Here is a 21048-nt window from a genome sequence, read left to right on the forward strand (position 1 = left end):
TTATACACTATAAAAAATAGCAGGAGCATAAGGATAATGCTTTTAAAAATTGCACTTGCGATGGTGGCTTTTGCGGCAAATTCTGTGTTGTGCCGTTTGGCTCTGGCAGGGCATCATATCGACCCAATGAGTTTTAGCTTAATACGAGTAGTGAGTGGTGCAGTTGTTTTATTGGGGCTATTTTTATATTCAAAAACGTCTCAAACTGATGTTCAATGGAATTTTAAGAACGCATTTTTTCTAGCAGTTTATGTTTTAGCATTTTCTTGTGCCTATCTTCAAATAGATGCAGGTATAGGCGCTTTACTATTATTTGGTGTCGTACAACTTACCATGGTGCTTTACGGTTATTGGTATGGCGAACAAATTGGCATGTACCGTGGTATCGGTTTATGCATAGCTTTAGCAGGCATGATTGTTTTGCTATTACCTGGTACTCACGCACCTCATTGGAAGTATGCTTTGCTTATGATCCTGTCTGGTTTGGCATGGGCTGGATACAGCATTGCTGGCCGTAACATGACACAACCTGTCGGAAGCACATTGGCAAATTTTATATTGGCTGTACCAATCGTTTTGTTGGCAAATATATTGTTTAATCAAGAGCGGTATATTGATTTTTACGGTTGGGTATTAGCAATTTTGTCTGGTGGTGTGACTTCAAGTGGGGCTTATGTAGTTTGGTATGCAATTTTGAAGCATATTGATCGAGTGACTGCTAGTACCGTGCAGTTGAGTGTGCCATGTTTGGCAATTTTAGGTGGAAATCTATTTGTTAATGAAGTGGTAACAGGGCGAGTGATTTTGTCTAGTTTTATGGTTTTGTTTGGAATTTTTCTGGTTATTTATATGATGCCCAAGAAAGGCAAAGCATAGAACAATTAAAAAAGGGTTCTCTTTGAAGAGAACCCTTTTTTATAAAAGATGCAGATTATTTCGCAGCTTTTTCAGCTTCAATAGAAGCAATTGCAGCATCTACACCGTCAATTGAGTCAGCAGCTTTTTTGATACGTGCTAACGCATCAACAAGCACTTCATCAGCAGTCGCATATGAAATACGCATAAAACCGCCTAGACCAAATGCATCACCAGGAACTACTGCTACACCAGTTTCTTCTAGTAACCATTCAGAGAACTCTGTGCAAGATTTTAAGCCTTTTGCACGAATAAGAGGACGAATGTTTGCATAGGCATAGAAGGCACCGTCAGCAGGCAAACAAGAGATCCCTTGGATTTCATTCAAACCATTTACAACTAAGTCATGACGGCGTTTGAACGCTTTAATCATTGGTTGAAGTACATCTTGAGGACCATTTAATGCAGCTTCAGCAGCAACTTGTGAAATAGAAGTTGGGTTTGAAGTTGATTGAGACTGGATTTTTTTCATTGCGCCAATGATTTTTGCTGGGCCGGCTGCATAGCCGATACGCCAACCAGTCATCGCATATGCTTTAGACACACCATTTAAAACAATCGTACGATCATATAAATCTGGAGCAACAGTTGCGATGTTGTAGAACTCATCTTCCCAACGAATTGGTTCATACATATCGTCAGATGCAACAAATACTTGTGGATGACGACGTAATACTTCAGCTAAAGCTTCTAATTCAGCTTTGCTATAGATCATACCTGTTGGGTTAGATGGGCTGTTTAATACAACTAAACGAGTGTTAGGTGTAATAGCTGCTTCTAATTGTTCAGGAGTAATTTTGAAACGTTGGTCTTCACCACATTTCACAATGACTGGAGTACCTTCAGCAATAATGACCATATCTGGATAGCTTACCCAGAAAGGTGCTGGAATGATAACTTCATCGCCTTTGTTTAATAGGGCAAGCGCTAAGTTAAAGAAGCTTTGCTTGCCACCACATGAAACCAAAATCTGATTCACTTGATAATCAAGATTATTATCGCGTTTAAATTTAGCAATAATTGCTTTTTTTAACCCAGGAGTACCATCTACAGCCGTATATTTGGTGAAACCATTATTAATCGCTTCAATTGCAGCATCTTTGATGTGTTGAGGGGTATCAAAGTCTGGTTCGCCAGCACCTAAACCAATTACGTTCTTGCCAGCAGCTTTAAGTTCAGCAGCTTTGTTGGTTACAGCAAGTGTAGGGGACGGTTTGATAGCATTGACACGATCAGAAAGACGTACGTCCACGGCAATATTCCTCTTATGGGATTAAAAAATAAAAAGCATACTATCTTATCGCAAAAATTAAGTAATTTGCGGATGTGAACCTTTTCAGATGTAAAAAAGTTTAGTTTAGTAATCATCTTAAGCAATATTTATTCAATTGAAGCTTTTTTAGAAAGAAATGAGAAAATCATTTATAATAGGTCGCAATCGAAATTTCGAGAATGAATCATGACTGAGCAACAGCCAAAACAGAAAAAGGCTTTGGTGAAATTGCCATTCCCAATGCCGAATGATAGCAATGAAGCCGACGACGCGGTACACAACCAAGTGCGTCCAAAACCAGAGCAATACGCAGATAGAACATGGATGCCTCCACGTGGTACTCGTCGTTCTATGGGAAAACGTTAAGTTCAAAAACAGGCAATATGCCTGTTTTTTTATTGATTAAATAAAATTTCCTGATAATAGCTTTTTTTCTTTTGGTACATGTGATGGTCAGCTCGCTTCAACATGTCCTCAATTTGTTCATTTGCTTGAGTTGTTGCATGTCCAATTGCAATGCTAACTGGGTGGCTTGAATAATATTGATTGTCGATATTAAAAAGCTCCTGAATAGTTTGAAGCATAATTAGAACATTCGCTTCATCTGCCCCCGGCATTAAAATTACGAACTCATCGCCACCTATTCTAGAGGCTGTATAGGGCGTATTTATAATGGTCTGATTTAAAATATTTCCGACGCGACGCAATAAGCCGTCCCCAATATCATGACCAAACTGATCATTTGTTTCTTTTAATCCATTCATATCTAAGAAAATTGAAGAAACAGGCCGAATAATACTTCGGTTTAAACGATTAAGTTCTTCTGTAAAAAAAGCACGATTATATAGTTTGGTAAGAACATCGTGTTGTCCCAGATATTCAAGATAGTTTTCTGCTTTTTTACGTGCGGTAATATCTGTAAGTGCAACCTGTACCAGTCCCCAAGTCTCTTCATAACCAGGGAAAACGGTAAATTGAAGCAATACATTTCTTATTTGCCCATCTAAGGCATAATTGATGGCTTCACGTTTATGATGAATATTACCCTGCCAAAGTTCGATAAGTTGTTCCCGAAAGGTTTCAATCATCTCTTGTGCAAAAATTTTATGTGTATTTCTCAAGAGTGTCGTTTTATCAGGTGATTTAAATAAGTCTAAAGTTGCCTGATTAACATCTAAAATCAGAATATCTTCTATACATTGGCGGACAAATTCAGGATGAACATCTAGAAAAGTTCTAAAATCTTCAATTCCCAATAGCCTAAGTTGATCAATTCTATTTTTTATACGGCTGAAATCTTCAACCCAAAGAGAGGTGGGTGAATAGATAAACATAGACTCAGCTAATCGACGATTTTTTTCTTCCTCACGAAGTGCATTTTGATAGGGCGTAATGTCTTCGGTCGTGATTAATACACGCTCAAAGGTCGATTCAGAGCCGGGTAAAATAGAACCTCTTAGCTGAACATCAATACGTTTGCCTGATAAGGTGTAATTTACAGTCGTACTTGAAAAGTGAGTTTTACCCTTCCATAGTTCTTCAAGTTCATGAATATGTGATTCGAACATTTCTTTTTTAAAAATAAGATTTAAATTCGAATAGAGTTCTTCGTGAGTTTTTGCTTCAAAAAGTTCTAATGTTTTTTGATTAACGCGAACGATTTTAATTTTATGTGCGCATTCAATAATTAAATTTTTATTTTGACTTAAAAACTCATGGAGGTTTTCAATACCTTGATTTCTCCATAAGTCAAATTGTTGTTTAACTTCACTGAAATCTTCAATCCACATTGGAATTGGGCTAAGGTCAAAAATTGAAGAATCTAAAGTTTCCATATGTTTCTTTAAGTATTCAGTTTGCCTTAAAGTATAATGAGAAAAGCTCATATTTGAAAAGATAAAGATTTTAAATTTATTAGAATAATTAAATAGTAGTAATTGAAAATAGAATAATAAAAAAGCAGAAATTAATCTGCTTTTTGAGAATGTTATAAAATAAATTATCGATTAATAGGGTGATCAATATTTTTTTCACCACGCCATAATTTGATAAAGTCTTGCTCGTCAAAATCGTAAAGTTCCATGAGGGCAACGACTGCACTCACAAAAATCATGGCACCCTCAGAATTTCCATGAAGATCAAATATCTTGCCGTTGAGCTTACCTAAAATATCACTCAGCTCATGATCACGGCCTCGTCCATAACGATCCCGAGGGTAAAGCTCTTCATTTAAAACAATTAGAGCAATGGCTTTTTCGGCACTTGATAAATCTGTTTTATCTAAGGCTTCTTCAAAAGATTCACTTCCATGATTGAAGTAAAAAATAACCTCATCATTAATGAAACTTTTCACCATCTTTTGAGTTAATGTCGGAAATTGAGAAACTGCATTGTCTTCAACATAAGGTTTAAAAGATTCTGGAAAGATAACGTTGTGATGAATATCTTTAAACAGTGGTGCAATTTCAGAAACTTTATAACCCGCAATGCCGCAACCTAAAGCAGTGACAAAATATTTCATTTTAGGATGGTTTTTTGCATATATTTTAAAATCTTCAACATAGTGCTCAATTTGTGAAAGAGGCATTTGTTGAATATGTTCATTTAAGGTGGGAATTGCAAAGCTTTGACCAGCCCAGCCACGACCTACACCTTCAACTGCTCCGAAGTGTTGGCGGGCAACGCGTGCTGCACCGCTACCGTGCTGTCCAGCAAGGTTACTTCCAAATACAAAAACGGTATCTTCGGGAAGTTCGGTTACAATACTTTCATCATGATATTGGTAGGTCATGGTTATGCTTTTTATTTAATGGATAGGTCCATGTTGCAACTGATTATGGTATTGGTCAAGTGTTAAGATGCTTATTCTTTTGCATAGAATTTTCAACGCAATTTGGACTTTAAATTAAAAGAAAAATCCCCATTAATGAGGGAGACGTTAAATTCAATTTTTTCATAAAGAGAGATAACATTGAACGAAAATCAACCTTTTGATTTGGTCACTCATTATCAGCCAGCAGGTGATCAGCCACAGGCAATTGAAAAGCTGGTCAGTGGTATCGAACATGGTTTTCGTAATCAGTTATTGCTAGGGGTAACAGGTTCGGGTAAGACCTATACCATGGCAAATGTGATCGCCCAAACACAGCGACCTACAATTGTGATGGCCCATAACAAAACTTTGGCTGCCCAGCTTTATGGTGAGTTTAAATCTTTCTTCCCCAATAATGCGGTTGAATATTTTGTAAGTTATTACGATTACTACCAGCCAGAAGCTTACGTTCCATCTTCGGATACGTTTATTGAAAAAGATTCAGCCATTAATGATCACATTGATCAGATGCGATTATCGGCAACACGAGCTTTATTAGAACGTCGTGATGCAATTATTGTGGCATCAGTGTCTGCAATTTATGGTTTGGGTGACCCGAATGCCTATATGCAAATGTTGCTGCATGTGGTTGAGGGCGACCGAGTAAGTCGTGATGAAATCATCCGCCGATTGGTTGAAATGCAATATACGCGTAATGAACTTGAATTTTTACGTGGTACTTATCGAATTCGTGGCGAAATTATTGATATTTTCCCAGCAGAATCCGATCAACATGCAATTCGTATTGAACTATTTGATGATGAGGTCGACTCAATCCGTTGGTTTGACCCGCTAACAGGTAAAATGGTTCGTAAAGTTTCTCGGATAACAATTTATCCGAAAAGCCATTATGTAACACCAAAAGATCATTTAACCCGTGCCATCGATACAATTAAAGATGAATTACAAGATCAGCTCAAATTCTTCCGTGAACATGACAAATTGCTCGAAGCACAGCGCATTGAACAACGGACACGCTACGATTTAGAAATGATGCAACAGTTGGGCTATACCAATGGTATCGAAAACTATTCACGTCATTTGTCAGGACGTCCATCTGGTGAAGCGCCGCCGACTTTATTTGACTATATTCCAGAAGATGCTTTGCTCATTATTGATGAATCACACGTTACTGTTCCGCAAATTGGAGCGATGTATAAAGGTGACCGATCACGTAAAGAAAACTTAGTGAATTATGGGTTCCGTTTACCAAGTGCGCTTGATAACCGTCCTATGAAATTTGAAGAATGGGAGCGTATTGTACCGACGACCATTTTTGTAAGTGCAACACCTGCTAAATATGAATTAGAAAAGTCAGACCAAATCGTTGAACAGGTGGTACGTCCAACAGGTCTCATCGATCCTGAGATTGAAATTCGTCCTGTCTTAACCCAAGTAGATGATGTTCTTTCTGAAATTAATATTCGTAAAAACTTGAATGAAAGGGTATTAATTACCACTTTAACAAAGCGTATGGCAGAAGACCTGACTTCTTATTTAAAAGAATATGGCGTTAAGGTTGCTTATCTCCACTCAGATATTGATACGGTTGAACGTGTCAAAATTATTCATGAACTACGTACAGGTGTATTTGATGTTTTAGTCGGTATTAACCTATTACGTGAAGGTCTGGATATGCCTGAAGTTTCTTTGGTTGCTATTTTAGATGCAGATAAAGAGGGCTTTTTACGTTCTGAACGTTCACTTATTCAAACAATTGGTCGTGCTGCGCGTAATGTGAAAGGTAAAGCAATTTTATATGCTGACCGAATTACCGATTCTATGCAAAAAGCAATAGATGAAACTGATCGCCGTAGAGCTAAACAAATTGAGTTTAATGAGCTGCATGGTATTACGCCACGTAGTGCTGTCCGTCAGGTTATCAAAGAAATTGACTCGGGTGAGGTACTTTCAGACGACGAGATTGATGAAAAAGTACTTGAACAAGCACAAGCATTGAGTGCCGACGAAAGACATATTCTTTCAGATCCAAAATTGTTTAGTAAACATATTACTAAGCTTGAAAAAGATATGTTAAAGGCCTCGAAAGATCTACAGTTCGAGCAAGCAGCGCGGATACGTGATGATATCATTCGATTAAAAGCGCAGATGTTGCAATAAACGAATACATAACGCTACATAATGTGTTTAAAAAACAAGCTACTGTAGATGTTTGAGTTCTTTTGTATTCACAACTAATCGTTGAGGGCAACAATGGCATTTCGAAATAATGTTCCGCAAGCCAGTTGGCGTTTGGGTAAAATTGCGTTGGGCGGCATCGTTTTGGCTGGTTTAGCTGTTGGAACGTATGTCTATGCTCAACCGAAACCCTTGCAAACTGTTTATAAAGTTGAACTGGACCGATATTTAGGTGTCTGGTATGAAGTTGCCCGTAAGCCTGCATTTTTTCAAAAAAAATGTGCTTATAACGTATCTGCAACTTACACCTTAAATGAAAATGGCAATGTGGTTGTAGATAATCGCTGTTATGACAATAGAAAACAATTACAGCAATCTATTGGTGAAGCCTTTGTGGTAAATCCGCCATATAACACGAAATTGAAGGTGAGTTTCTTACCCGAAGCTGTGAGATGGATTCCTGTTATTCGTGGAGATTACTGGATTTTAAAAATAGATGAAGACTATCAAACTGTTTTAGTCGGAGAACCTTCTCGTAAATATCTGTGGGTATTATCAAGAACACCTCATCCTGAACAAGAAGTGGTTGATGAATATCTAAATTATGCAAAAACCTTAGGTTTTGATATTCGCGATGTTATCCGTACAGAACATCAAGAATAACAGTAGATGTCTGATTAATAAAAAACCATGTTTTTACATGGTTTTTTCTTTTTTATAGTGGATAAATCAAGTATTGTGGTGAGCTGTTTTTACTAAAGTCTAAGAGGGTGATGATGTTTAAAGGCGTGAGCTTGTCTGTCATGGCATCTATCACTTTTGGTGTACTTTATTTTTATACTCAGTTGTTAAGTCAGCTTGATAGTGAACAGACTTTTGGATGGCGGATTATTGCAACATTACCAGTTCTCACTTTGTTTATGTGGTGGAGTGGTGATTTAGGCTATATAAAAAATATCTACCAGCGTATTTTGGCTAAGCCATCTTTATTATTGTTGTTAATCACAACCTCCGTTTTAACTTCGGTACAGCTTTGGCTTTTTTTATGGGGGCCAATGCACGGGCGTGGCTTACAAGTATCTTTAGGCTACTTTCTATTGCCACTTGTTCTTGTCTTGGCTGGAAGTGTGCTGTATGGCGAAAAAATATCAAAATTTCAACGGGTCGCAATTATTCTTGCCGTCATTGGCGTAGGCCATGAGATCTGGCGTTTAGGAAGTATCGCTTGGGAAACTGCATTGGTTGCAGTTGGCTATTCTGCCTATTTTTTATTACGTAAGACCATTAAAACAGACAATTTAGGCGGTTTTTGGTGGGACTTAGTTATTATTCTACCAATTGCAATTTATTTGACCCATACAGGTTTACTTCCTTATAGCAAATTTATAGACCAACCGAGTCTTGCTTTGGTCATTGTTGGGCTTGGAATTTTAAGTGCTATTGGTTTAGGAAGCTATATTCTGGCAAGTCGCTTTTTACCATTAGTTGTGTTTGGACTTTTAGGATATTTAGAACCTGTATTACTTGCTCTAGCTTCTTTAGTTTTAGGGGAGAGTATTGGCCAAGAAGAATGGTTCACTTATATTCCGATCTGGTGCGCGGTATTTGTGTTGGTTTTAGAAGGTGCAGTACACCTTTATCAGCAACGTCAAAAAGCCAAAAATTTGCAGCTCAACATCGCGAAATATCAAAAAAGATTAAAAAATGATGAGTTTGATTAGAGACTCAGAATCTAAAAAGTAAGAAAAAGCAAAAATTTAGCTGCTTTAAACAATAAAATAATAAAAAATAATTATAGGTATTTTATGAATTTATGATGAATTTCAGGAAAATCTAATCACTAACGTCAGCTTTTGATTCATTCTTGCCAATAATTCCATTACAATTACGGGGTTTAAAAAATCACGCCTAGATATAATTAATTAGAGGACGTATCTGTGAGCAAAGACACTATCATCGCCCTGCATGCTGAACACCAAGGCCGTTGGAAAAACCGTGAAGAAATCGCGGAACGTATGATTGCATTAATCGGACAATTATACCGTGAAAAAAATATTGTCGTATCTGTTTACGGTCGCTCTTTAATTAACCGTTCTGTTATCCAAATTTTGAAAACTCACCGCCGTACACGTGTTGTAGACGTTGAGCTTTCTGTTGTAAATACATTCCCAATTTTAGAAGCTTTAGCTAAGCTTGAAAATATTGGCTCTGCAGAAGTTGATATCGGTAAACTTGCTGTTGAATATAAAGAAAAAGGCGGTGATGTTGATGCTTTTGTTGCTCAAGCAGTTGAGTCAATCAAAGGTAGCGCAACTTCTGAACAACCTAAAGATGTCGTTCTTTATGGTTTTGGTCGTATTGGCCGTATCTTGGCTCGTTTAATCATTAGCCAGTCAGGTTTAGGTCGTGGTTTAAGCCTTAAAGCAATTGTTGTGCGTAAATCTTCTGATGGCGATTTAGCAAAACGTGCTTCTTTACTTCGTCGTGACTCTATTCACGGTACTTTCGCTGGTACAATCGCTGTTGATGAAGAAAATGAAGCAATCATTGCGAATGGTAACTTCATTAAAGTGATTTATGCGTCTAGTCCAAGTGAAGTTGACTATACTGAATACGGTATTTCAAACGCACTTTTAATCGACAATACTGGTAAATGGCGTGATGCTGAAGGTCTAAGCCAACACTTAAAATGCCCAGGCGTTGCACGTGTTGTATTGACTGCACCAAGTAAAGGCGAAATGAAAAACGTTGTATTTGGCGTAAACAACACAGACATCTTAGATGAAGACAAAATCATCTCTGCTGCAAGTTGTACAACAAATGCAATTACTCCAATTCTTAAAGTATTGGATGACAAATATAAAGTTCTTAATGGTCATGTTGAAACTGTTCACTCATTTACAAATGACCAGAACTTGATCGACAACTACCATAAAGCAGATCGTCGTGGTCGTGCTGCTACTTTAAACATGGTAATTACAGAAACTGGTGCAGCTAAAGCGGTTGCTAAAGCATTACCTGCATTAAAAGGTAAGTTAACTGGTAACTCTGTACGTGTTCCTACTCCAAACGTATCTCTTGCTATCTTGAACTTAACGCTTGATAAAGAAATTGATCGTGAAGAAGTGAACGAATACATTCGTCAAATTTCAATTAACTCTAGCCTTCAAGGTCAAATTGGTTATACCAACTCGACTGAAGTTGTATCGAGTGACTTTATCGGTTCTCGTACTGCTGGTGTATATGACGCTCAAGCAACGATTACTTCTGGTAACCGTTTAACTGCTTATGTTTGGTACGATAACGAAGTAGGTTATAGCTGCCAGGTATTACGTATTGCTGAACAAATGTGCGGCGTAAGCTACAAGAAAATCCCAGCAGAATTGAATGCTTAAGATCATTTAACGATCTATAAAAGATTTTCACAAAAAGACCCAGTTTAGACTGGGTTTTTTTACAACCGTACAAAATATATGCTGACTATTTTTTGTAAATAAATGAGAATATGAATTAAGGAAAAAAAGAAAATAGTAAGGGATAGGAATTGTCGCAGTTTAAACGTTTGTTGGTCGTTTTTATATTCATCATTATTGCCAATTTATGTGGTGTACTCATTGCAATATGGGTGTTTAAGCATTTTAATATTTATATTCCATTGAAGAATCAAGCAGTTGCTATTGACTTGCAAGAACCTCTACAAGTTAAGGTTAAAGTACAAGATGCTTTAAACGTTGATGTGAAAGGGCGGGTAAATGCCAGTATTCCAATTGATGAGCAATTGAATATTCCTTTAACGCAAACTTTAACTCCGCGTGTCTATTTCGATAATATGGTCCCTATTAGTACAACAATTCCTGTTAAAGAAGTATTAAAGGTTGAGCAAAATTTACCAATTGATACGAAGGTTCAGGTTAGAGTTTTGGGGCGTGATATTACACTGCCATTAAAAGGAACAATTCCATTAAAACTAGATGTTCCAATTGATATTAATGTTCCTCTTGAGCAAAAGGTCCATTTGAAATTTGATGCACCAGTGCGGACAGTATTAAAAGAAAATTTACATATTCCTCTAAAAGCGAGATTGGATACTAATATTCCAATTGAGGGTAATTTGAGTGTCCCTGTTAAAACAGCATTAAATGCTTCGGTTGATGTAAAGAACACATTGCCTGTGAAGATTGCAAATGGTGAGTTAAAAATTCCTCTGTCCAGTATGCGATTAAATCGGGTAGTAGGTTCAGAAACATCGCAGACGACAGCTGATCAATAGGGTGGATGGTAATGTTTCGTTCACTCAAGAGTATGCTCATCAGTTTTATTTTAATGATGATACTTGCCGCGGTTATGTTTTGGGTATACCTCAATATTCAAGCAAACTTAGTTGTTTCGGCTCATAATGCCGATATTAGTTTACCTGACTCTTTAGAAACAAAGATTCAAGTTGGTAATACATTGCAAGTTCAGTCTATTGGTAAACTTGATACAACCTTAGATATAAATCGCCAACTGACTCTACCGCTAAAAGGGAGATATTTAGCAGATATAAGTTTTGCTGTAGAAACACCTGTTACAGTCAGTGTTGACTACACAACAACTCTAAAAATTGATCAGGTTATGCCGCTTGAAACAACTACAGATCTAATTTATCAAAATAAGTTTTTACCTAAATTTCCACTTAAACTTGATATTCCCATAAAGTTAGATGTGCCTTTTCAGTTAAAGCGTAGTTATACCATTCCGATTAAAATTGTTTTTGATGGTCCTGTTTATTTTGAATTTGATGAGCCAGTAAATTTATCGGTTAAACATCAGTTTAAACCAAGTTTAGAGGTGAATGACCCTATGGAAATGGGGAATATCTCTTCATTTAATGCCATTATGTATAATTCGGTTCCAAAAACAAAAGCCAATCTTGATATGCAAATGACCTTGCCTTTACGCAATGTTCATCCTTAAAAATTAAATAGGAATCCTGCATTTTATTTTGGATAAAGCCCATATTTGTGAATCTAAAATGCTTTTGATGACTTAAAGATAAAAACAGATCGTTATAAATGGGATTTGTCCCATTTTCTATTCGAGAATTTTATGAAAATATGGCAGAATAGGCGGTTTTAGAGTTTTTAGAGGATTGGCAGATGCGCTTTGTTGATGAAGCAGTCATTACCGTAGAGGCTGGCGACGGTGGCAATGGCGTAGCCAGTTTTCGCCGTGAAAAATTTGTCCCATTTGGTGGCCCAGATGGTGGTGATGGCGGACGTGGTGGAAGTATCTATATTCAAGCTGATGATGATACGAGTACGCTAGTCGATTACCGTTACACACGTAAGTTCCGTGCTGAGCGCGGAAAGAATGGTGCAGGCGCTAACTGTACCGGACGTGGTGGTGAAGATGTGGTTTTAAAAGTACCCGTGGGTACAACAATTGTTGATACAGATTCAGGCGATATTATTGGCGATTTGGTTGAAGACGGCCAAAGAATTCTGGTTGCAGGTGGTGGTGACGGTGGTTTGGGGAATACCCACTTTAAATCATCAACTAACCGTGCTCCGCGTAAATGTACGACTGGCATTAAAGGTGAATTTCGTGAAATTCGCCTTGAATTAAAAGTATTGGCAGATGTTGGTTTGTTGGGCATGCCAAATGCTGGTAAATCAACATTTATTCGTGCTGTAAGTGCTGCAAAACCAAAAGTGGCAGATTATCCATTTACAACCATGGTTCCAAACCTAGGTGTAGTAGATGCTGACCGTCATCGTTCATTTGTAATGGCCGATATTCCTGGGTTGATTGAAGGTGCTGCTGAAGGCGCTGGTTTGGGAATTCGTTTCCTTAAACATTTGGCCCGTACGCGTATCCTTTTACACATTATTGATGTGCAACCAATTGATGGTTCAGATCCGGCGCATAATGCAAAAGCAATTATGAACGAGTTAGCTAAGTTTTCACCGACTTTGGCTAAACTACCAATTGTTTTAGTACTGAACAAACTTGATCAGATTGCTGAAGAAAGTCGTGAAGAGTGGTGTCAGCATATTCTAGATGAACTAGAGTGGACTGGACCTGTCTTTAAGACATCAGGCTTATTAAGTGAAGGAACGAAAGAGGTTGTGTATTACCTCATGGATCAGCTTGAACAACAACGTGAACGCGAAGTTGAAGATCCTGAATATGCAGCAGAAGTAAGAGCTTTCCGTGAACAACTAGAAGTTGAAACACGTGAACAAACCATTGCGGCAAAAGAAGCATATCGCGCTATGCGTCGAGCACAACGTCTTGAAGGCATGTTGGGCGATGATGATGATTTTGACGATGATGAAGACGACAATGATGTAGAAGTCATCTACGTTCGTGACTAGAAAACCGAGGAAAACATGATAGAAGTGGTCGATGGGCAACGTCAGCTCAGTGAGTGTAAACGAATCGTTGTTAAAATCGGATCATCTTTACTCACAGCCAATGGGCAAGGTTTAGATTTGGATGCTATTTCGCATTGGGCGAAACAAATTGCAGATCTACACAATGCCGGACACGAAATTATTTTAGTGTCTTCTGGAGCCGTGGCTGAAGGTATGGTTCGCATGAAGTTTGCGAGTCGACCCACCGATCTACCCAGTCTACAAGCCTGTGCTGCAATTGGGCAGATGGGTTTAATTCATACTTGGTCTAGTGTGCTTGAAGAACATGGCATTCGTACTGCTCAGGTTTTACTGACACATGATGATCTGGCGGACCGCCGTCGTTATTTAAACTCATGTGATGCTTTGCAAAATTTGATTGATTGGCATGTAATTCCAGTCATTAATGAAAATGATACGGTATCTACCGATGAGATCCGCTTTGGTGATAACGACACTTTAGCTGCGATGGTTGCAGGTCAGGTTCATGCAGAATTGCTAATCATTTTAACGGATCAGCAGGGTATGTTTGACTCAGATCCACGTCATAACCCTGATGCTAAACTACTCTCTACTGTTCGTGCCATGGACGATGTTTTATTTGAAATGGCTGGCGGTGGCGGTGTACTAGGCAGAGGTGGTATGGTGACTAAGGTTCGTGCCGCACGTTTAGCTGCTAAGTCGGGTTGTCCAACGCTCATTGCGAGTGGCGAAAGTGATAATGTCTTGTCACGTGCTATGGCGGGTGAGATGCTAGGTACGTTGTTTACTACAGATAAAGACCGTATGACTGCTCATCAACAATGGCTCGCTGCTCATTTACAAACAGCAGGCCGTCTTGTAATTGATGATGGTGCTGTTGAAGCGATTAAATTGAAACATCGCAGTTTACTCCCTGTTGGAGTTAAAACTGTTGAAGGACATTTTGATCGTGGCGATGTGGTTGAATGTGTAGATAAACAAGGTAAACGTATTGCAGTGGGGCGAGTGAATTTTAGTTCGCGATCTGCTGAAATTATTAAAGGCTTAGCTTCTGATAAGGTTTATCAAGTACTTGGTGAAGCTCGTTCACTTGAAATGATTCATCGTGATCATATGGCGATTTACTAGATTATTGTAAAATTAAAAAAGCTCGCTTTATGCGAGCTTTTTTTCTGGCGATAAACGGGGTAGAACACGATCTTCACCCACCATATATGGATGTGTGGCGAGACTCAACATATCTAGGTCTTCTGAGCTATTACCATAAGCATAAATTTGATGGTAATGCTGTAGCTTATATTGTTGATGAATACGCAACTTCTTTTGTTCGCTACTACAATCTGGGGTGGAGTAGTAACCCGTCACCATGCCGTTTTTAATTTGTGTTTCAGTACAAATTAATTCGATATCGAGTAACTTGCAAAGTGGAGCAAGGTAGACATCAATTGAGGCAGAAACCAGTACCACCTGATCACCACGTAACTGGTGGTGTTGTAACTGTGCGAAAAGTTCAGGTGAAAGTGCAGAGACTAACTCTTGTGCATATTCTTCACCTAATCTTTGCAATTCAATTGCGGAGGTATCTTTGAACATGCTGCGAAATAACTTGGCGCGCATGGCATGGGCTGGATAAAAGTTAAGATAGTAGGCTTGAATCCATGGCAGGATTTTTAAGCTTTGTTTAACAATGTGGCGCTTAGACAAAGCATAAAAGATGAACCCTGTAAAACTGTCTTTGCTACACAAGGTTCCATCAAAATCGAACAGGGCGAGACTTTTTATAGTCTTATTCGTTTCGCTCGTTGCATACATGTTTCATATCGTCCGTTTACTCGGGTTGCAAACCAGTTGGTATTATAATCACGACTTAATTTTGGTCCAGAAATAACAACTTGCGGCATAATCGCATAGATAGGTTCTTTATCTGTCTTTGCTTTATAAAGTTTAGTCAGAGCAATATAGGTTTGTGTACTTTCAAACTTTTTCTCTTTTTCTAATTTAAGATCATCACGAATTTGTCTTGGTGTAACTAAAATATTATTTTTTGCAAATACAGTAATGAGTTCTTTTTCTGATTGGCTTTGAGTCGGACGTGGATCACCATCTTTTGTGTAAAGAAGTAGATCACCATCTAAACTTACTTCTGAGTCGGTCAGATCATTGAGCATACTTTGGAAAGCAGCATTACGGCTTGAATACATACCTGAGTTATAGTCTGCAAATCGATAAATAGCTTTATCATAATTTGCTGGATAAACCATTAAACGGTGGATGCCGTAATATAAACCGCCGTATTCTGTATATAAGTCATTACGAAGCTCAGCGATATTCATGCTGGAGCGTTTGTTGGCTTTGGCGTAGTTAATGTGTACTTGCATAGAACCCAAAGTGGTAATTGGGTTCATTTTTTCACCAATATCTTGTCCGACCAGTTTGGCTGCACCTGTTAAAGCACTGACATGATAATGCTTCGCCATGAAATCGAAAATTTCTCTATAGAGTAAGTCTAGTTCACGTTCAGTTTTAACTTTACGCATCCGACTCATATAATTATCATCTGGTGAAGGTTGTGTTTTAAGAACTTCTTCGAAGTAACCAGCAACTGTCCCACCAATTTTTTGGCCCAGTTTTGCTTCAAATTTTTCTTGTAAGCGCGTATTTACTTCTTGAACTGCTTTCGTGCCTAGTCCTGGAACTGATGGGTCAGCTACAAAATTTGATTCCTGATCGACCACAGCAATAATACTGCATGTATTTGTTTTAGTTTTAGCTATATCTAGCTCTTGCATAATATCATCAATATCTTTTGCCCAAGACTCACGGTTATGTACACGCGATGGGATCAGACGTTTAATCTGTTGGCTTTCTAGTTCAGGCTCATCACTATTTGACCACCAAGCTTTATCACCACAAGCAGCTAAACTCATGCACACGGTGACCATACCGAATGATTTTAATAAAAAACGGGAAGACAACGGTTTGTTCATGGCGAGGAAAGCACCTGCATAAAAAGATGAGCCGATCAAGCGGATTGAAGTATACTATGTTGATCATCAATTGTATGAATATATATGTATATTGGTCCCTATCAACTGTCAAATAATTTAATCGTTGCTCCTATGGCTGGGGTCACTGACCGCCCATTTAGAACGCTCTGTAAGTATTTTGGTGCAGGCCATGCAGTCAGTGAAATGATGACTGCCGATAAGACTTTGCAGATGAGCAAGAAAAGCCTCTACCGTGCAAATTTTGATGGGGAACTTGCTCCAATCTCTGCACAAATTGCCGGTTCTGATCCTGAGCAGTTAGCTGAGGCTGCACGTCATCAAGTGGCGAATGGCGCTCAAATTGTTGATATCAATATGGGATGTCCTGCCAAAAAAGTATGCAATAAACTCGCAGGTTCAGCTTTATTACAAGATGAAGACTTGGTGGCAAGAATTCTTGATACGGTGGTCGCTGCTGTTGATGTTCCTGTTACATTGAAAACCCGATTGGGATTTTTAAATGGTCAAGAAAATATTTTAAGGGTAGCGAAAAGGGCAGAAGAGGCTGGTATTGCAGCGTTAGCTTTACATGGCCGTACCCGTGAAGACATGTATTTAAATACAGCGCGCTATGACTTGATAAAACATGTCAAAGAATTAATCAATATTCCACTTATTGCGAACGGTGATATTGATAGCCCTGAAAAAGCAAAATATGTGCTCGACTATACAGGAGCTGATGCGATTATGATTGGTCGTGCCGCACAAGGCCGTCCATGGATTTTTCGTGAAATTGCTCATTATTTAAAAACTGGAGAGCACTTAGCCGCACCTAATATTGAAGAAGTGAAGCAGGTGCTACTTGGACATTTATCAGAACTTTATCAATTTTATGGTGAATATTCTGGATGCCGTATTGCCCGAAAACACATTGCTTGGTACACAAAAGGATTACGTTCAAGTAATGAGTTCCGCCAAAATATGTATAAAGTTGAAAGTACAGCTGAGCAAGCATTAGTGGTCGAAAAATATTTTAATCAGTTATTGGCTGAAGGAAATTTGATGAGTGATGTACAAGTTGAGCAAGTCAATTTATTGCAGACCCATTAAATTAAAAAGCCAGTATGATGACTGGCTTTTTAAGATTTATTCATCTTCTAACATTTCTACGACTAACTGATTAACTAAATCGGCAGCATTTAATTCTCGTATTTGTGAGACATTGCTACCTGCCCAAAAAGCACCAAAGCCATAATCTTTATGCTTACTTGCAATCGTATTTAATTGTTTAGCTAAATCATAAGTATATGGATATGCAGGTTGAGGCGGTCGATTCGGTAAATCAATTTGTGTGTGCCAATGGTTCAATAGACCACGGGCTGGACGACCAGAAAGACTCGCACTGATTTGTGTTACTGGTTCATTAAATAAAGCTTTACGATATTCAGTAGATGCATTGGATGATCGACACTGAACAAAAGCGGTCCCGAGTTGAACAGCCGTAGCTCCTAAGCTCAACATATGTCGCGCTTGTGCTCCATTCATAATCCCACCAGCAGCCACCACAGGTCGTGTGCAATGTTTCACAATAAGGTGTACTAAATCGCTTGTTTTAATCGCTGCATCAAAAGTCTTATTAAAGATTCCTCGATGACCACCAGCTTCAATACCTTGAGCAATAATAATATCAATACCAGCAGCTTCAATGGCTTGTGCTTCAACTAAATTGGTAGCAGAAACCATGGTTATAATTCCGGCTTCTTTTAATGCCTGAATTTGATGTGGATGGGGAATACCAAAATGGAAACTGACAGCTTTAGGTTTGGTTTCTAATACAACCTTTAAAAAGTCATCATTATCAAGAAAACTGGGATAAATGCAGTCCAAATTTTGAGGAGGTTGCTCACCAAACTTCTCAAATTGTGGGTGTAAATATTCAATCCATTGTGCTGAAATTTGAGGATTAAGTTGCTCAGGTTGATGGCAGAAAAAATTAACCTGAAAAGAACTTTCTGTAAGTGTTTGGGTTTTTAAAATCTGCTCACGGGCACTTTGAGCCGTATTTGCTCCTAGGCCTAGTGACCCTAGTCCACCTTGATTAGAAACTTCCGCGGCAAGTTCGGGAGTAGACACACCTGCCATGGGGGCAAGAAAAATTGGATGTTTAATTTCAAGTTGTTGTAACAGGGTCATTTTATTCACCTCATTTCTTTATGTTCACCATAACGTGGAATCTGAATCAAGAGCAAATAATATTGGCTATTTAGTTTTTAAATATTTGGGGAAGTCATCTTTAAAAAATATGTTTTATAAAGGAGTAACATTAAACAATGAGCCAATCCAACTTGAAAAAGCCATTGCCAGAATCCCCCACAATGTAATACGTAAACTGCCTTTAAGTTTAGATGTGCCTGCAAAATAACTTGCAAGTGCACCTAAGATAGCTAAAGCAACAATTCCTGTAACGAGAACACTTTGCATAATTAAATGTTCAGGAGTGAATAAGATGGCGAGCATTGGAAAAAAAGCGCCAAAAGTAAATGATGCAGCGGATGAAAGAGCGGCTTGAATTGGATTTGCAGCTGTATTTTCATGAATACCAATTTCATCACGGGCATGCGCACCTAAAGCATCATGTGTTGTGAGCTGTATCGCAACCTCTTTTGCTAATTCACTAGAAAGCCCTCTAGCGATATAAATTTGAGTTAACTCATCTAATTCTTTCTGAGGATATTTTTTTAATTCTTTTTCTTCAATTGCTAAATCTGATTTTTCAATATCTTCTTGAGATTTAACGGAAATATATTCTCCAGCAGCCATTGAGGTTGCACCAGAAATTAAACCAGCAATACATGTAATTAACAGAGTATGAGAAGCAGCTCCACTTGCAGCCATTCCCATAATTAAGCTAGTCACAGAAATAATTCCATCATTGGCCCCTAATACGGAAGCCCTTAACCAGCCTGAACGGTGAATAGCATGATGTTCTACATGATGTGGAAAAGCCATAATTTTTCCTTATAAATTCTTTATATATGCTATGAAATTTTACAATTTATTGATTAAAAAATATGTCATTATTATAGGGAATTTAGGGATAAGACAGAATAGATCAATAACAAAAGAGGGAGACTAAATAATTCATTTTAAATACCCTTAACCTAACTTAACGATGTAAATTATTCTTTCTAATTATAATATTATTGGTGATTTCAAGAATTTGCCTTCCCTAATAATTCTAATTTACTGTAGAGGTGAAAATGAAAAATAGCAAAACAATAAATTCTATAACGCATTCAATATTAATTATGGGAGCAGTGATTTCTAGTGTAGGCGTACTAAGCATTAGCTCGGCTTTTGCACAAGATCAACTAAATGCTGAATATAAGCCTGGCAATATCATTTATGATAAATGGGATAGATTTTATAAGATCGAACAATCTCAACCAGCAGAAGCTGAGAAAATATTAATCGAGCTAAGCAAGCTGACACCAACAGATATTAAAGTCTGGAAAAGCCTAACTTATTTACAAATTCGGCTTGAAAAGAGAGAAGAGGCTTTACAAAGCTTAAAACAAGCAAGAAATTTGGCTCCTCAAGATGATACCTTAAAACTACAAGAAGCTTATTTGCTTAATCAGCAAAAAAAGAATCGCGAAGCATTAGTTTTATTTAAAGAGTTAACGTCATCTTCAGATCCTGCAATTGCTGATAAAGCCAATCAGGCAGTTAAAAATTTAAGTGGTGGAGAGGTCAAAACTTATTTCCGTGATGTTTATTTTGCACCTTCATATGAGTCACGTTACGACGATGTAATTTTTCCACTCAAAGCCCGTTATGGTAAGAACTTTGATAATGGCCGAGCACAAGTATATGGCTTTTTAAACCTAAACCGTGACACTCAATCTCAAGGCGGTGTACGACCAGAAATTATTGATGAAAACGCGGTAACTTTAGGGATAGGGGCTAATTATCAACCTTGGACTTCAATCCCTGTGCGTGCATATCTAGAAGTTGGTGGAAGCTATGATTTGATTGATCGAAATAGAGATAAATTTCGTGAAAGTGTAGTGGGTGGCGTTACGGGTTACCAAGAGTGGTATTCTCAAAATAATTGTAATCATTTACTTTGCTTTAATGATTACTTCACTGATTTATATGGCAATGCAGCGACTTATTCTAGAGAAGATTATAACGTTATTGGGGATTTGCGCTTACGTACAGGCTTAAATGTCTATAAAGGTGAGAATGGAACTGTGCAGGCTTATGTGAAATTGCATGGTTTAGCCGATAGTAAGGATGAATATTATAATAATTTATTTGAATATGGCCCCGGCATTTCGTGGCAGCCTTTTAATTATCAACCTATAAAATTACGCGTTGAACGACTCTACGGCAATTACTTTAAAGATGTGCCAATAGATACGAAAGATCATTACAACAATACGCGAATAGAACTCGTATTTTATAAGGATTTCTAAA

18 protein-coding genes and 1 pseudogene are annotated in these 21048 nt (G+C 38.0%); 12 read left to right on the forward strand and 7 right to left on the reverse strand.

What is annotated here, in order from left to right:
* Nucleotides 1-36 precede the first annotated feature (36 nt).
* Nucleotides 37-876, forward strand: coding sequence for a DMT family transporter (locus KTH84_RS06900; protein WP_262472612.1), 840 nt, complete (start codon nucleotides 37-39; stop codon nucleotides 874-876).
* A gap of 55 nt (nucleotides 877-931) precedes the next feature.
* Here the strand turns inward: KTH84_RS06900 and KTH84_RS06905 are convergent, their stop codons facing one another.
* Complete coding sequence (locus KTH84_RS06905) at nucleotides 932-2167, reverse strand: pyridoxal phosphate-dependent aminotransferase (RefSeq protein WP_262472613.1); 1236 nt, start codon at nucleotides 2165-2167, stop codon at nucleotides 932-934.
* A gap of 207 nt (nucleotides 2168-2374) precedes the next feature.
* Here KTH84_RS06905 and KTH84_RS06910 point away from each other — a divergent pair, with 207 nt between their 5' ends.
* The gene (locus KTH84_RS06910) at nucleotides 2375-2554 is read left to right on the forward strand and encodes a hypothetical protein (RefSeq protein ID WP_005038911.1); all 180 of its coding nucleotides are present in this window, start codon (nucleotides 2375-2377) and stop codon (nucleotides 2552-2554) included.
* A gap of 32 nt (nucleotides 2555-2586) precedes the next feature.
* Here the strand turns inward: KTH84_RS06910 and KTH84_RS06915 are convergent.
* Together KTH84_RS06915 and KTH84_RS06920 are read right to left on the reverse strand one after the other, a co-directional pair.
* Nucleotides 2587-4023, reverse strand: a pseudogene (locus KTH84_RS06915) (diguanylate cyclase domain-containing protein); the annotation flags it as partial.
* 164 nt (nucleotides 4024-4187) lie between these two features.
* Nucleotides 4188-4979, reverse strand: coding sequence for a hypothetical protein (locus KTH84_RS06920; RefSeq protein WP_042898096.1), 792 nt, complete (start codon nucleotides 4977-4979; stop codon nucleotides 4188-4190).
* 180 nt (nucleotides 4980-5159) lie between these two features.
* Here KTH84_RS06920 and uvrB point away from each other — a divergent pair, with 180 nt between their 5' ends.
* The 8 genes from uvrB to proB all read left to right on the forward strand — a co-directional run bounded on the left by uvrB (nucleotide 5160) and on the right by proB (nucleotide 14707).
* Nucleotides 5160-7181, forward strand: a complete 2022-nt coding sequence (uvrB, locus tag KTH84_RS06925) for an excinuclease ABC subunit UvrB (protein WP_133972277.1) — start codon at nucleotides 5160-5162, stop codon at nucleotides 7179-7181.
* Nucleotides 7182-7274: 93 nt separating this feature from the next.
* Nucleotides 7275-7862, forward strand: coding sequence for a lipocalin family protein (locus tag KTH84_RS06930; protein ID WP_042898094.1), 588 nt, complete (start codon nucleotides 7275-7277; stop codon nucleotides 7860-7862).
* A 110-nt stretch (nucleotides 7863-7972) separates the two neighbouring features.
* Entirely contained in the window at nucleotides 7973-8920 is a 948-nt protein-coding gene (gene rarD, locus KTH84_RS06935) for an EamA family transporter RarD (protein ID WP_262472616.1), read from the forward strand.
* Nucleotides 8921-9136: 216 nt separating this feature from the next.
* Nucleotides 9137-10594, forward strand: a complete 1458-nt coding sequence (locus KTH84_RS06940) for a glyceraldehyde-3-phosphate dehydrogenase (RefSeq protein WP_003650341.1) — start codon at nucleotides 9137-9139, stop codon at nucleotides 10592-10594.
* Between the two features lie 149 nt (nucleotides 10595-10743).
* Nucleotides 10744-11469: a hypothetical protein gene (locus KTH84_RS06945; RefSeq protein ID WP_042898092.1), complete on the forward strand. Its 726-nt coding sequence runs from the start codon at nucleotides 10744-10746 to the stop codon at nucleotides 11467-11469.
* Nucleotides 11470-11480: 11 nt separating this feature from the next.
* Nucleotides 11481-12155 (forward strand): hypothetical protein, encoded by a 675-nt coding sequence (locus tag KTH84_RS06950; RefSeq protein ID WP_202743007.1) that lies wholly within the window; start codon nucleotides 11481-11483, stop codon nucleotides 12153-12155.
* A gap of 182 nt (nucleotides 12156-12337) precedes the next feature.
* The gene (cgtA, locus tag KTH84_RS06955; RefSeq protein ID WP_133972279.1) at nucleotides 12338-13558 is read left to right on the forward strand and encodes an Obg family GTPase CgtA; all 1221 of its coding nucleotides are present in this window, start codon (nucleotides 12338-12340) and stop codon (nucleotides 13556-13558) included.
* 15 nt (nucleotides 13559-13573) lie between these two features.
* Nucleotides 13574-14707, forward strand: coding sequence for a glutamate 5-kinase (gene proB, locus KTH84_RS06960; RefSeq protein WP_133972281.1), 1134 nt, complete (start codon nucleotides 13574-13576; stop codon nucleotides 14705-14707).
* Nucleotides 14708-14734: 27 nt separating this feature from the next.
* On the opposite strand, the gene KTH84_RS06965 is transcribed toward proB, so the two are convergent.
* Together KTH84_RS06965 and KTH84_RS06970 are read right to left on the reverse strand one after the other, a co-directional pair.
* A complete protein-coding gene (locus KTH84_RS06965; protein WP_262472622.1) occupies nucleotides 14735-15391 on the reverse strand; it encodes an HAD-IB family hydrolase in 657 nt (218 codons plus the stop codon).
* Nucleotides 15358-16566 carry a DUF1615 domain-containing protein gene (locus KTH84_RS06970; RefSeq protein WP_262472623.1) on the reverse strand — a complete coding sequence of 403 codons (1209 nt, stop codon included), beginning with the start codon at nucleotides 16564-16566 and terminating at the stop codon, nucleotides 15358-15360. The genes KTH84_RS06965 and KTH84_RS06970 overlap by 34 nt, the downstream gene beginning before the upstream one ends.
* A gap of 84 nt (nucleotides 16567-16650) precedes the next feature.
* On the opposite strand from KTH84_RS06970, the gene dusB reads away from it, so the two are divergent.
* Nucleotides 16651-17676, forward strand: a complete 1026-nt coding sequence (dusB, locus tag KTH84_RS06975; RefSeq protein ID WP_133972285.1) for a tRNA dihydrouridine synthase DusB — start codon at nucleotides 16651-16653, stop codon at nucleotides 17674-17676.
* Between the two features lie 36 nt (nucleotides 17677-17712).
* On the opposite strand, the gene KTH84_RS06980 is transcribed toward dusB, so the two are convergent.
* Together KTH84_RS06980 and KTH84_RS06985 are read right to left on the reverse strand one after the other, a co-directional pair.
* Complete coding sequence (locus tag KTH84_RS06980) at nucleotides 17713-18759, reverse strand: NAD(P)H-dependent flavin oxidoreductase (protein WP_262472625.1); 1047 nt, start codon at nucleotides 18757-18759, stop codon at nucleotides 17713-17715.
* 114 nt (nucleotides 18760-18873) lie between these two features.
* A complete protein-coding gene (locus tag KTH84_RS06985; RefSeq protein ID WP_133972289.1) occupies nucleotides 18874-19575 on the reverse strand; it encodes a VIT family protein in 702 nt (233 codons plus the stop codon).
* A gap of 251 nt (nucleotides 19576-19826) precedes the next feature.
* On the opposite strand from KTH84_RS06985, the gene KTH84_RS06990 reads away from it, so the two are divergent.
* A complete protein-coding gene (locus tag KTH84_RS06990) occupies nucleotides 19827-21047 on the forward strand; it encodes a tetratricopeptide repeat protein (RefSeq protein ID WP_262472626.1) in 1221 nt (406 codons plus the stop codon).
* Nucleotide 21048 lies beyond the last annotated feature (1 nt).

Origin of the sequence: Acinetobacter sp. WU_MDCI_Abxb74, assembly GCF_025513915.1 — a bacterium.
Classification (GTDB): Bacteria; Pseudomonadota; Gammaproteobacteria; order Pseudomonadales; family Moraxellaceae; genus Acinetobacter; species Acinetobacter calcoaceticus_C.